We start from the raw sequence: 12,223 nt of genomic DNA on the forward strand, positions 1-12,223 counted from the left end.
TTATTCAGCCTCCTTAACCGTTTCTGGATTTGCTGTGTTTTTATTCAATAAAGGAAATCCTAATTTTTCACGCTCTGCCACAAAAATCTTTGCAACAGATTTTGCCATATTTCTGATACGTGACAAATAACCAGCTCGTTCTGTGACAGAAACTGCCCCACGAGCATCTAATAGATTGAATGTATGACTGCATTTTAAAATGTAATCATAGGCAGGATGAACTAAATTTTCATCAATGCATCGTTTAGCTTCTTTTTCAAAACGATCAAAATTACTTAATAATAGTTCTTGATCACTGACTTCAAATGAATATTTGGAGTGTTCGTATTCAGGCTGTTTGAAAATCTCCCCATATTTTACGCCATCTGACCATTCAAGATCATAGACACTTTCTACTTCTTGGATGTAGGATGCCAAGCGCTCCAAACCATAAGTAATTTCAGATGTCACTGGTTTACATGGCAGACCGCCGACTTGTTGGAAATACGTGAATTGTGTAATTTCCATTCCATCGAGCCAAACTTCCCAACCAACACCAGCACAGCCCATCGAAGGGTTTTCCCAGTTATCTTCGACAAACCGAATGTCGTGTTCCAAAGGATCGATCCCCAATAAACGTAAACTTTCTAAATAAAGTTCTTGGATATTTTCAGGTGATGGTTTCATCACTACTTGGAACTGATGATGTTGATACAGACGGTTCGGATTTTCCCCATAACGACCGTCGGCTGGGCGACGAGAAGGCTCTACGTATGCTGCATTCCAAGGCTCTGGTCCAATTGCTCGTAAAAAGGTATAGGGGCTCATTGTACCTGCCCCCTTTTCTGTATCATAGGCTTGCATCAACATGCACCCATTTGATGACCAAAATTTTTGTAACGTCAAGATCATGTCTTGTACAGATAATTCTTTGCTCATTTAAAATGACTCCTTCCACTTCTAAATAGTTTGCTGAGAATTTGAAACAACAAAAAGTCCCTATGCTTGTCTAAACAAACATAGGGACGAATAACTTCGCGGTTCCACCCTACTTCCGAAAATTTCGGCAGCTTCATTGTCAGTACTCCCAAGTGCCTCTTCAAAAACCGACAGCATTCGGCTCACACCCTCCCGAACTCGCTTTTGCTACGTATTTTTTACTGATCTTGTTCAACGTACTTTATTCTTTTATTTAGCCAATCAAGTTTTTGTACAAAACTCTCATTTATCTAGGTTCCATAATAGACGTATAGTTAGGCTTTTGTCAAATAGTTTTGAATGTTGGTTGAACATTCTACTCATTTTTTTGGTTTTCAGAAGCACTTTCTCCTTCCGGATCAGGTTTTTTTAGGACATGTTCCCATGATTTCATTTGATCAATGAACTTTTTACTTTTTAGATGAATCCCTACGTATTCTTCGTATAACTGGTCAATCAGTTGCCTGATCGTTGCTTTGGTTTCGTCTTTTAAATTGATTCCTGTGATCTTATCATAAGAAATAGCAGAGAACATACGCACGAAATAAACAGCTCTTGGATCTGCATGATAACGACGGTGATCCATTGACCAATGTTCTTCGCACAGCACGCCTCCATATTTGGAAGAATAATCAAATTTACCTTGAGTTTTGCCGCACACCACACAATGTGTCCAAATCGGTGCAATCCCAAAGCGTTGCAATAATTGTACCTCAAAGATGTTGGTGATGATTTCCGCGTCGTCACCCTGATCCATCCGTTGCAATGCTGCTTGTGTAAATTGAAAAAGATGGGGATCATATTGATGGTCTTCGATCGCTGCATCCACTAAGTTTAACAAATACGTGCCGTAACCACTTAAAAAAATGTCTTCTTGAATTTTTCTAAAGGAGTGAACATCTTTTACGCTGGTTATAAACGAAAGTCCTTCACTTTTAAACGTACCAATGTAGATTCCTTCAGTAAAAGGGAGTAGTGCAGGTGCTAATGGTTGGTTTTGCCGGTGAATTCCTTTGACATAAAACATCAGCTTCCCCGCAGATTCAGTAAAAATTTTCACTAATTTGTCTTTTTCTTTATAATTTCGACTGGACAATATGATCCCTTTTGATTCGGCTAGCTGGCTCATTTTTTTCGCCCCCTTTTAGAAAAAGAATAAGGAAAAGAAAAATCATTCACTGAATCATTTTCCTTTCCCACTTATTCTACTCATTTTCTAGTCTTCTGACTTTTACACGCGGTTTCGTCTATCGAATATTCACGTTCAACTCATTTTTATCTACTTAAAGTTAGTATTCCTCTTTGCGGTAACCAAAATCTTGTAAATAAACTCTTTTATCGCGCCAATCTTTTTGAACTTTAACCCATAGTTCTAGAAATACTTTGTCACCAAGCAAATTTTCAATATCTTTTCTTGCTTTCGTCCCAATTTCTTTTAGCATTTTACCACCTTTACCGATGATAATCCCTTTTTGACTATCACGTTCAACGATAATGGTTGCTTGAATTTGGATTTTATCATTTTCATTGCGTTTCATCGAGTCAACAACAACAGCCACTGAATGTGGGACTTCATCTCTAGTCAAAAACAGGACTTTCTCACGAATCAATTCCGAAACGATAAAGTATTCTGGATGATCCGTTACTTGATCATCCGGGAAGTATTGAGGACCTTCTGGCATCTCAGCGATCAACACTTCCATTAGACGGTCCACATTGTTCCCTTCGGTAGCCGAAATCGGTACAACTTGTGCAAAAGGCATTTGTGCCGAATAATCTTCGATGATTCCTAATAATTCATCTGGATGAACTTTATCGATTTTATTGATGATCAAATAAACAGGTGATTGAACATTTTTTAATCGTTCAATAATAAAATCATCCCCACGTCCACGTTTTTGATCCGCACTGATCATAAATAAGACAGCATCCACTTCTCTTAGTGCACTGTAGGCTGATTCCACCATAAAATCACCCAAACGATGTTTTGGTTTATGGATTCCCGGAGTGTCGATAAAAATCAACTGTGCTTCTGGTGTCGTATAAACGCCTTGGATCTTATTTCTGGTCGTTTGTGCCTTGTCACTCATGATAGCAATTTTTTGCCCAACGATTCGATTTAATAATGTTGATTTGCCAACATTTGGTCGTCCCACAATAGCGACAAAACCTGATTTATGTTCTAACATATTATTCTCCTTTTAATTAAAAAACATTTGATAGATTTTAGGTACAAATAAAATGAGACCGACGATCACTGCAAAACAAGCGGTGACTAGCACTGCTCCTGCCGCCATATCTTTGATTTTTTTCCCAATTGGATGGAAATGAAAATCGGTAAACATATCCACCACATTCTCAAAAACAGTATTTAAAATCTCAACGATCCACACCAGAAAAACTGCTAAAACTAACCACAGCCATTCTATTTGATTCAGTTGAAATACAACTCCCATAAAAAACGCCAGCAACCCAAAACCTACATGTTTTTTCATATTACGTTCCTCATCAAAGACTGTTTTAACCCCTTGAAGAGCAAATTCTACTGACATAGCGAAGTGCTTATTTTTCTCAACCTTTTTCTCGCACTCTTTATCTTTTAAGTCCATAAGCATCTAAAATCTCTTTCTGTAAACCAAACATCTCTGCTTCATCTTCGGGTGTCATGTGATCATAACCATTGATGTGCAAAAAGCCATGCACTGCCAAAAATCCCAACTCTCGATCATACGAATGACCATATTCTTCCGCTTGTTCCTGGGCACGCTCAATTGAGATCATGATATCTCCTAATACTCGTGGTAAAGGATTATCGCCTTCTTCAAAAATCACGGGAATTTCGTCTTCCCCTTCGTCTTCTAATGCAAAACTAATCACATCTGTTGGGGCATCTTTGCCACGGTAGACACGGTTGATTTCTTGGATTGCTGCATTGTCCATAAAAGTAACAGACATTTCTGTTTCCTCGGGTAATTTCAAATGAGCCGCTGCAAATTGCAGAAGATCCTCGATCTCTTTGATTTTTTCTGTTGAAACTTTCTGTGTTTCATCCATAAATGTGATGTCCATATTTATCGCTTCTTTCTTACTTATTGCTGATATTTTTTATTTTAGCCATTTTCTTTTTCTACTTTCATCGTTTCCGCTTCCGATTTCATTTTAGGATATTTGATCCGTGAATGGAAGGTACTACTTAACCCACTGATCAAAGATTTTTCCACTTTGCGAATTTCTTTTAATGTTAAACCACTATCATCAAGTTGACCATCAGAGATTCGTTCTTCAATCAAATTATGGACAAATTTTTCGATTTTTTCACCTGTTGGATGATCCATTGCCCGTACTGCCGCTTCACAACTATCTGCAATATTCACGATGCCGGCTTCTCGGGTCTGTGGTTTGGGACCAGGATAACGAAATTGTTCTTCGGTGACTTCAGGATTTCTTTCTTTTGCCTTGATATAGAAATACTTCATCAATGTTGTTCCATGATGCTGTCGGCAAATATCGATTACCATTTGCGGCATGCCATATTCCTCTAAAATTTTCGCTCCATCGGTCACATGACCAAAAATGATCTGTTTACTATCTTCCGGTAATAAGAAATTATGTGGATTTTCAGCACCAGAAGGCAAGTTTTCTACAAAAAAGCTAGCATGTTTGATTTTACCAATATCGTGGTAGTAACAAGCTACACGCGTCAATAATGACCGCCCATTGATCTCAGCCACTGCGTTCGCGCTTAAATTGGCGACCATCATACTGTGATGATAAGTTCCTGGTGCTTCTTCCAATAGCTGTTTTAACAATGGATGGTTAGGATTACTTAACTCATTCAAGACGATCACACTATCATCGTTGACCATCAATTCGATATACGGATGTAATCCCATCGTTAACAGATACGACAGCAAAGCCCCCATAAAGCCACAAATCAGTGTTAACCAAGTTGTTCCATTACTAAAGCTCATACCTTGATAAACGATCAGCACAACATCCATCATCAACGGAAAAATAATGACCCACATCATAGCTGAAAACCATTGTTCTGACACTCGTTGGCGTTTTAAAACCGTCGCTAATAAACCTGAAAAAAGATAAGCCATCAAGATAACGGTCAAAAAGTTGGTCCCAATCGAGCCATAAAAAATAAACAATGCAGATACGGCTTGGAACAAGGCAGCCATGATTCCTGCCCTCCGGTTCAAAAAGAAATTTAAAACTAAAGGAACAAAAGCTGCAGGATAAAACAGCGGGATAAAAGCTGCTTGTTCCGTTTGGAATAGTTGGAAAAATTTCATTAATAACACACTGATGGACATAGCCGTAACATAAAAGAGAACATACTCTGTTCGTTTTCCAGCTTCATGGTACTGCATTGAGTTGTAAACTAAAACAGCAATTTGCAATAAGACTGCTAAGATCATTGCTACTAAAGGAAAAATTGACGTTGTTTGACTGGTCAATCCTAATAATTCAAGCTTTTTCATTGCATCTGCATCGATTTGATTTCCTTCACGAACAATGATTTCGCCTTGATAGATCATGACCGGTTGAACCGCACTCCTTGCTGATTGTTTCAATTCCTCTGTTTTCTTTTCATTTAAGACATCATTTACGACGATTCCTTGATCGACAAGATAATGGATCGTTTGTTGTTGGTCAGGTGTCACGTTCAAATATTGGATCTGTTCTTCCGCCTGTTGCTTGAAGGTTTCTAAATCACTTTCTCGAACTTGTTTTTTCATTTGTTCATTGATCAATCGAAGACTTTCATCTCGGACTGTCGCAATTTGACTATCTGACATACTAAAGATTTTTGTGTAAAAATTAGTCGGTAATTTTTGATAAAATGCCACGTTTTCAGCATTGGCATTTTCAAAACTCTTCTTTAAAGCTGCAATTCGTTCGTCGATGGTTGGCTTAGGAACATTTTCATCTTCTTTTGCTTTATCTACTTTTTCTTTATACGCTTTATTGATCGAATCATTTGTTTTATTGATCAATTCAAAAAGCTGCTTGATGCGACTACTTTGTTCACTAGCTAGATCTTGTTGATACGTATATTCTGGCGTAACAGCTTCCGCTGCTAATTTTCTTTTTTGTTCGGTTTCTTCTGTATTTTCGATCGTTTTATTCGCACGGATACTTTCTTCTGCCACTTGTCCTTCTTTGAAGTCATTGGCTTTTTGCTTGACGCTACTAAACGTAACGCCACAAACGATCACAAAAAACAAAAGCAATAAGAAAGGCATTGCCGCCTTTCCTAATTTTGCTTGCAGTTGTTGGAGTATTTTATTCAACATTCGCTTATCCCCCTAAGCCTTACTCTTGATGAAGATCTGCCTTTTCATAAGCTTTGATGATTTCGGCTACAACAGGATGACGAACGACGTCACTTGCTTCAAAATTGACGAAAGCAATTTTTTTGATTTGTTTCAATGTACGTTCTGCATGGATCAAACCACTCATCGTCCCTTTAGGTAAGTCAATCTGACTTGTATCGCCGTTTACGATCATTTTTGATTGATACCCCAAACGAGTCAAGAACATTTTCATCTGTGCCGCTGTTGTATTTTGAGCTTCATCTAGTATTACAAAAGCATCGTCAAGTGTTCGCCCACGCATATAAGCTAATGGCGCAATTTCGATGATCCCACGCTCCATCAAACGATTGGTATGATCTAAACCAAATATTTGATACAGTGCATCATACACTGGACGTAAATAAGGATCAACCTTTTCTTTCAGATCACCCGGTAAGAAACCAAGATTTTCTCCTGCTTCCACCGCTGGACGAGTCAAAATGATTTTTTGGACTTCGCCTTTTTTCAACGCAGCAATTGCTAAAACGACAGCTAGAAATGTTTTACCTGTTCCAGCAGGACCGACACCAAATACGATGTCATGTTTAGCAACGGCCTCGACATATTGTTTTTGTCCACTATTTTTCACTCGAATCGGTTTACCATTGCGGTCTTTGACGATTTCTTCTTCATACATTTCAATGAAGTAATCCAATGTCCCTTTTTGCCCCATTTTTAAGGCAGTAACAACATCAGGTGTACTGACATGTATCCCCCGCTTGATCAATTCTTGTAAGGTACGTATCACCGATTGTGCTAACGAAAGCCCCGGCTCTTCTCCAATAATCTGGATCATTTCGCCTCTCGTATGAATCGTTGTTTCAGTCATTTCTTCAATTAATTTTACATGTTTGTCATGCGAGCCTAACAACATACTGATATCGTCAGCAGCTGTTAATCTAATTTCTAAAGAACTGGATGCTTCTGTCAAAAATAGACATCTCCTTTACTTCAATTCATTCCTTCCTATTTTACCATATTCATAAAAAACTATATAGCAAATAAAAAAGGTTGTCTCACTCCTTATTCGTTTCATTCATTTTAACCTAAAATTACTTTGCTGAACTTCCATGATTTACTTTATGTTATTCCATGATTGAGAGATTCCTGCCTATCAATAAACAGCTTTTACTTAATAGATAAGGCAACGATCCAATCTAACCAAGCCTAGATCTATCGAATGAGGAAGAGAGATAGAAGAGGGATATGTATGATTGCGTGGGGAACAAGGCGTACCGATTGATGTTGCCTTGGCGCTCACCTTGAGGAAATTGGGACATGCATGAAAAAAAAACTAAAAAAAATAAGTCTGATTTTGACGTTGTGGATCAAAATCAGGCTTATTTTCTTTTTAAGAGAGGGCGGTTGTCCCAAACTCTTTAAATGATAAGTTTAAGATTGTAATAGCTCTTTCACAATCGCATTCACTTGGTTCCCATCTGCTTTTCCTTTGACTTTCGGCATGATCGCACCCATGACTTTGCCAAATTCTTTGACAGAAGAAGCTCCAGTTTGTGTAATCGCTTCTTGAACAAGTTGACGAATATCATCCTCAGAAAGTTGTTCTGGCATGTATTTTTCAACAATTACTATTTCACTTTTCACTTTTTCAGCTAAATCGTCACGTCCAGCTTCTTCGAACTCATGTAAAGAATCACGCCGTTGTTTCATTTCACGAGACAACACTGTTAATTCTTCATCTTCAGTCAAGTCGTGACCTTCTTTGATTTGCTCGTTTTGAATGGATGACTTAATCATACGTATGACTTGTAAAGATTCTTTATCTTTTGCTTTCATCGCTGTTTTCATGTCATCGTTCAATCTACTTAGTAGTGACACACTACCAACTCCAATTCATAAAGGAACTAGTTTTTTTGCGTTTTTTTGCGTTTTTTCGCTGCTTTTCTAGCTGCTTCAGATTTTTTCTTACGTTTTACGCTTGGTTTTTCGTAGAATTCACGTTTACGAGATTCTTGTAAAGTACCCGCTTTTGACACGGAACGTTTGAAGCGACGAAGAGCATCGTCAATTGATTCGTTTTTACGAATGACTGTTTTTGACATGTTAATTCCCTCCCTCCGAGCTTAAAAAGTAACCGTAATTGTTATTGAAATTATAATCCAAAAAACAAGACTGTTCTATAAAACATTATATCTAATGCTGATTTGACCGTCAAGGGAATCTTTGGATTTTTTAAAATAATGATATGTTATTTTATTATAAAACAACTACTGACAGTTTTCACATCGACCGAAAATTTCAAACCGATGCCCTTCGATCGTACAACCTGATAATTGATTTTCAAAATAGTCCATTGGACACATATGGATTTCTTTTGTCATCCCACAAACGGTACAAATAAAATGATGATGGTGACCGATCTCTCCCTGGCAACAATGAAAGCGAAACTTCATTTCGCCATTCAAATCGGTTTCTTCTAATAAGTCTAACTCAGAGAAATCATGGAGATTACGATAAATCGTATCATAACTCACTCCTTTAAATTCCTCATTCATAAAATCAAATACTTCTTTTGCTGACACATAACGATTTCTTTTGACCAAATAAGTCAATAATGCTTCTCGCTTTTTCGTGTATTTAAATCCGTTATTTTTCAAAATTTCTAACGATTGTTCGATTAATGTTTGGTTTTTCAAGTCTTTCCCTCCAAATCAAAATGATTACGAAGTACATATTCCACAGTATGGTATACTAAAGATAAAAAAAATGCAAGTGAGGTTTTTTATTTATGGCTTTTGATTCTACTGAGATCGTTACTTTTTTTGTCATTTCTGATTCAGCTGGTGAAACAGCAACAAAACTCGCACAGGCAACCATGGCACAATATCCTACAGTTGAATTTAATTTATTTCGTCGAACGTTTGTCACTGACCAAGACACCCTCGAACAAGCCTTACAAGATGCGTTAGCAGAAAAAGCGTTAGTTCTTCATACCTTGATCAACCAAGAGCTGATTGATTATACCCGAAGTTTTTGCGAAGAAAACAACTTATTTAGTTTTGACGTGATGACTCCACCGATCGAAGAAATCCAACGATTAACAGGAATTCAACCCACTCGTCAACCTGGAGCCCTACATTTATTGAATGAAAATTATTTTAAACGAATCAAGGCAATGGAATTTGCTGTAAAATACGATGATGGGAAAGATCCAAGAGGCTTCTTAGAAGCAGACGTGGTGTTGCTAGGAGTTTCCAGAACGTCAAAGACACCGTTAAGTCTTTTTTTAGCGAATAAAAACTTAAAAGTGGCGAATCTCCCACTCATTCCTCAAGCCCATATCCCAAAACAACTTTGGGAGATCGATCCTAAAAAAATTGTTGGTTTAACCAATAATCCCGATATTTTAAATAATATTCGAAAAGAACGGATGCGTTCCTATGGATTAAATCCTGATACGGCTTATTCTGATATCGAAAAAATACGAGCAGAATTAGATTTTGCTAATGATTTGTATGAAAAATTAGGTTGCGTTGTGATCAATGTTGCTTCTCTCTCAATTGAAGAAACGGCTTCGTTGATTCTAAATGCCTTAGATTTAGAGGACCACAGTTATTATGGCACGGATACTTCAGGAGAAAAATAAAGAGCAAATAATTGTATCCAGTAAGCAGCTATAACAAACAACCAGAACCAAACGCATAACTAGTTGAAAAAAAAGCCAGCAGACACGTGTCTGCTGGCTTTTTTTTCAGTATAATCTATTTACATTCCCTTAGAAATGCCTCATTCTTATTTTACTGATGTTCCACATGTTTCAAGGTTTGTTCCAAGATATCCAACACGTGAAAATCATCTAAACTATACAATATTGCTTTGCCTTCACGATGCGATTTTACCACATGGTTTTCCCTTAATAAACGTAGTTGGTGGGAAACAGCGGATTGTTCCATTTCCACCGCTTGGCTGATGGCCGTCACATTTTGTTCTCCATCTTTTAAATACATCAATATTTTCAATCGGGTAGGATCACTTAAGACTTTAAATAATTGACTCACTTTTTCTATTTCGCTTTTTGGTGTGTTTGTCAACCGATTCACCTCCATAAAAAAAGACTGACTTCTAAAGTTTACCACTTTTTCCATCAGTCTCAATTATTTTATTCTTCTGTCATTGATTTGATGATTGCTTCATAGGTATCGATCTTTTCTTGTGCCTCTTGTGCGGAATTGCCTTTTACACCGATATAGAATTTGATTTTTGGCTCTGTTCCTGAAGGACGGATCGCTACCCAACCATGTTCTTCTAATACATATTTTAATACGTCAGATGGAGGTGTCGTTAATTTTTCCACTCGTCCAGCTGAATCTGTTTTCGTTAATTCTTTGAAATCTTCTGTTTGAAGAACTTTTGCTCCAGCAAATTCTGATGGGGCATGGTCACGGAATTTCTTCATCAAAGCAGCGATTTTGGCTGAACCTTCTTGACCACTCATCGTGACTGAGATTGTTTTTTCAGCAAAATAACCATATTTTTCAAAAATCATTTGTAAGCCGTCATAAAGTGTCTTCCCTTGTTTTTTATAAAAAGCAGCCACTTCGGCTAACAATAAGAGTGCTTGGATTGCATCTTTATCACGTACAAATGGTTTGACCAAGTAACCATAGCTTTCTTCAAAACCAAACATAAATGTATGAGAATGATCTTTTTCAAATTGATGGATTTTTTCTGCAATAAATTTAAAGCCTGTTAAGACATTGATCATCGTAGCGCCATAGCTTTCAGCGATGGCTGCAGGAAGTTCACTTGATACGATTGACTTAAGTACGGCTGCATTTTCAGGTAAAGTCCCTCGTGATTGATGTGCTTCTAAAATATATTGAATCATTAACGCACCGATTTGATTACCGGTCAAAACTTTATAAGAGCCATCAGGTTGGCGAACTGCTGCTCCTAAGCGATCCGCATCAGGATCAGTTGCAATCAATAAATCAGCGCCTTCTTTTTCACCTAAACGAATCGCATACTCAAATGCTGAATGTTCTTCAGGGTTTGGTGATTGAACCGTTGTAAAGTCAGGATCAGCTACAGCTTGTTCAGGTACAAGCATAAATTGTTCGAAACCAGCTTGTTGTAATGCTCTTTCTCCTAGCATTTTTCCTGTACCATGAAGGGGTGTAAACACCAATTTTAAGTCTTTCCCCATTGTTTGGACTAATTCTTGATCAATCGTGACTGCTTTGATTTCTTCCAAATATGCTTTATCGACTTCTTCACCAATGATCGTAATCAATCCACTAGTTTCTACTTCGTCATCAGCTAAAACAGCGACTTTTAAAGGATTACTTACTTCACGTACATATTTTGTCAATGCATCCGCATCAGCGGGTGGCATTTGTCCGCCATCTTCTCCATAAACTTTATAGCCATTGTAAGCTGCTGGGTTATGAGAAGCTGTCACCATGATTCCCGCAAACGTATTCAAATGACGAACAGCGAAAGAAAGCTCAGGTGTTGGACGTAGACTCTCAAAGACAAAAGAAGGAATATCGTGTTGTGCCAAAGTCTTCGCTGCTTCCATCGCAAATTCAGGCGATTGATGGCGTGAATCATAAGCAATCGCTACGCCGCGACGTTTTGTTTCTTCTCCTTGTGTATCCATAAAACGTGCCAGCCCTTCTGTTGCTTGTCTGACCGTATAAATATTCATTCGATTGATCCCAGGACCTAAAATTCCCCGCATTCCTGCTGTTCCAAATTCTAAAGGAGCATAAAAAGCATCTTCCAGCTTTTCAGGGTCCTGACTAAGATCAGTTAATTGTTTTTTTAAATTTTCTTCTAAATTTTCTTCATTGGCCCATTGTTGGTATACTTGTTCCCAAGACATGAAGCGAACACCTCTTTCTAAAATATCTACCTCTTTCAGTATAGCATTCTCT

The 12,223-nt window shown here is 37.8% G+C and carries 13 protein-coding genes; 1 reads left to right on the forward strand and 12 read right to left on the reverse strand.

The genetic code is table 11. The features are described from left to right. The 10 genes from glyQ to IGJ27_RS09035 all read right to left on the reverse strand — a co-directional run bounded on the left by glyQ (position 1) and on the right by IGJ27_RS09035 (position 8,980). Positions 1-918 (reverse strand): glycine--tRNA ligase subunit alpha, encoded by a 918-nt coding sequence (glyQ, locus tag IGJ27_RS08990; protein WP_178305802.1) that lies wholly within the window; start codon positions 916-918, stop codon positions 1-3. A 355-nt stretch (positions 919-1,273) separates the two neighbouring features. After that, a complete protein-coding gene (gene recO, locus IGJ27_RS08995) occupies positions 1,274-2,086 on the reverse strand; it encodes a DNA repair protein RecO (RefSeq protein WP_010718523.1) in 813 nt (270 codons plus the stop codon). A 160-nt stretch (positions 2,087-2,246) separates the two neighbouring features. Continuing rightward, positions 2,247-3,146, reverse strand: coding sequence for a GTPase Era (era, locus tag IGJ27_RS09000; protein ID WP_010718524.1), 900 nt, complete (start codon positions 3,144-3,146; stop codon positions 2,247-2,249). 12 nt (positions 3,147-3,158) lie between these two features. Beyond that, complete coding sequence (locus IGJ27_RS09005) at positions 3,159-3,572, reverse strand: diacylglycerol kinase family protein (protein ID WP_034700929.1); 414 nt, start codon at positions 3,570-3,572, stop codon at positions 3,159-3,161. Continuing rightward, entirely contained in the window at positions 3,550-4,026 is a 477-nt protein-coding gene (gene ybeY, locus IGJ27_RS09010) for an rRNA maturation RNase YbeY (RefSeq protein WP_014834527.1), read from the reverse strand. Before ybeY ends, IGJ27_RS09005 begins: the two co-directional genes overlap by 23 nt. Before the next feature lie 41 nt (positions 4,027-4,067). Then, a complete protein-coding gene (locus tag IGJ27_RS09015) occupies positions 4,068-6,263 on the reverse strand; it encodes an HD family phosphohydrolase (RefSeq protein WP_094940343.1) in 2,196 nt (731 codons plus the stop codon). Between the two features lie 19 nt (positions 6,264-6,282). Then, the gene (locus tag IGJ27_RS09020) at positions 6,283-7,254 is read right to left on the reverse strand and encodes a PhoH family protein (protein WP_178305801.1); all 972 of its coding nucleotides are present in this window, start codon (positions 7,252-7,254) and stop codon (positions 6,283-6,285) included. A 461-nt stretch (positions 7,255-7,715) separates the two neighbouring features. After that, positions 7,716-8,162, reverse strand: coding sequence for a GatB/YqeY domain-containing protein (locus tag IGJ27_RS09025; protein WP_010718529.1), 447 nt, complete (start codon positions 8,160-8,162; stop codon positions 7,716-7,718). A gap of 26 nt (positions 8,163-8,188) precedes the next feature. After that, the gene (rpsU, locus tag IGJ27_RS09030) at positions 8,189-8,386 is read right to left on the reverse strand and encodes a 30S ribosomal protein S21 (RefSeq protein ID WP_010718530.1); all 198 of its coding nucleotides are present in this window, start codon (positions 8,384-8,386) and stop codon (positions 8,189-8,191) included. A gap of 165 nt (positions 8,387-8,551) precedes the next feature. Then, entirely contained in the window at positions 8,552-8,980 is a 429-nt protein-coding gene (locus IGJ27_RS09035) for a Fur family transcriptional regulator (RefSeq protein ID WP_010718531.1), read from the reverse strand. Positions 8,981-9,072: 92 nt separating this feature from the next. On the opposite strand from IGJ27_RS09035, the gene IGJ27_RS09040 reads away from it, so the two are divergent. Then, positions 9,073-9,930: a pyruvate, water dikinase regulatory protein gene (locus IGJ27_RS09040; RefSeq protein ID WP_010718532.1), complete on the forward strand. Its 858-nt coding sequence runs from the start codon at positions 9,073-9,075 to the stop codon at positions 9,928-9,930. 151 nt (positions 9,931-10,081) lie between these two features. Here the strand turns inward: IGJ27_RS09040 and IGJ27_RS09045 are convergent, their stop codons facing one another. Both IGJ27_RS09045 and IGJ27_RS09050 read right to left on the reverse strand, forming a co-directional pair. After that, complete coding sequence (locus tag IGJ27_RS09045; protein WP_370566774.1) at positions 10,082-10,390, reverse strand: ArsR/SmtB family transcription factor; 309 nt, start codon at positions 10,388-10,390, stop codon at positions 10,082-10,084. A gap of 53 nt (positions 10,391-10,443) precedes the next feature. Then, positions 10,444-12,171 carry a phospho-sugar mutase gene (locus tag IGJ27_RS09050; RefSeq protein ID WP_010737954.1) on the reverse strand — a complete coding sequence of 576 codons (1,728 nt, stop codon included), beginning with the start codon at positions 12,169-12,171 and terminating at the stop codon, positions 10,444-10,446. Positions 12,172-12,223: the final 52 nt, after the last annotated feature.

This window comes from Enterococcus sp. DIV1726a, from assembly GCF_051710985.1.
GTDB lineage: Bacteria > Bacillota > Bacilli > Lactobacillales > Enterococcaceae > Enterococcus_B > Enterococcus_B hirae.

Coding starts and splice junctions, on each gene's coding strand:
- IGJ27_RS09045 (WP_370566774.1), bottom strand. CDS start 10,390: ATGGAGGTGAATCGGTTGACAAACACACCAAAAAGCGAAATAGAAAAA.
- ybeY (WP_014834527.1), bottom strand. CDS start 4,026: ATGGACATCACATTTATGGATGAAACACAGAAAGTTTCAACAGAAAAA.
- rpsU (WP_010718530.1), bottom strand. CDS start 8,386: ATGTCAAAAACAGTCATTCGTAAAAACGAATCAATTGACGATGCTCTT.
- IGJ27_RS09040 (WP_010718532.1), top strand. CDS start 9,073: ATGGCTTTTGATTCTACTGAGATCGTTACTTTTTTTGTCATTTCTGAT.
- IGJ27_RS09005 (WP_034700929.1), bottom strand. CDS start 3,572: ATGCTTATGGACTTAAAAGATAAAGAGTGCGAGAAAAAGGTTGAGAAA.
- glyQ (WP_178305802.1), bottom strand. CDS start 918: ATGAGCAAAGAATTATCTGTACAAGACATGATCTTGACGTTACAAAAA.
- era (WP_010718524.1), bottom strand. CDS start 3,146: ATGTTAGAACATAAATCAGGTTTTGTCGCTATTGTGGGACGACCAAAT.
- IGJ27_RS09015 (WP_094940343.1), bottom strand. CDS start 6,263: ATGTTGAATAAAATACTCCAACAACTGCAAGCAAAATTAGGAAAGGCG.
- IGJ27_RS09050 (WP_010737954.1), bottom strand. CDS start 12,171: ATGTCTTGGGAACAAGTATACCAACAATGGGCCAATGAAGAAAATTTA.
- recO (WP_010718523.1), bottom strand. CDS start 2,086: ATGAGCCAGCTAGCCGAATCAAAAGGGATCATATTGTCCAGTCGAAAT.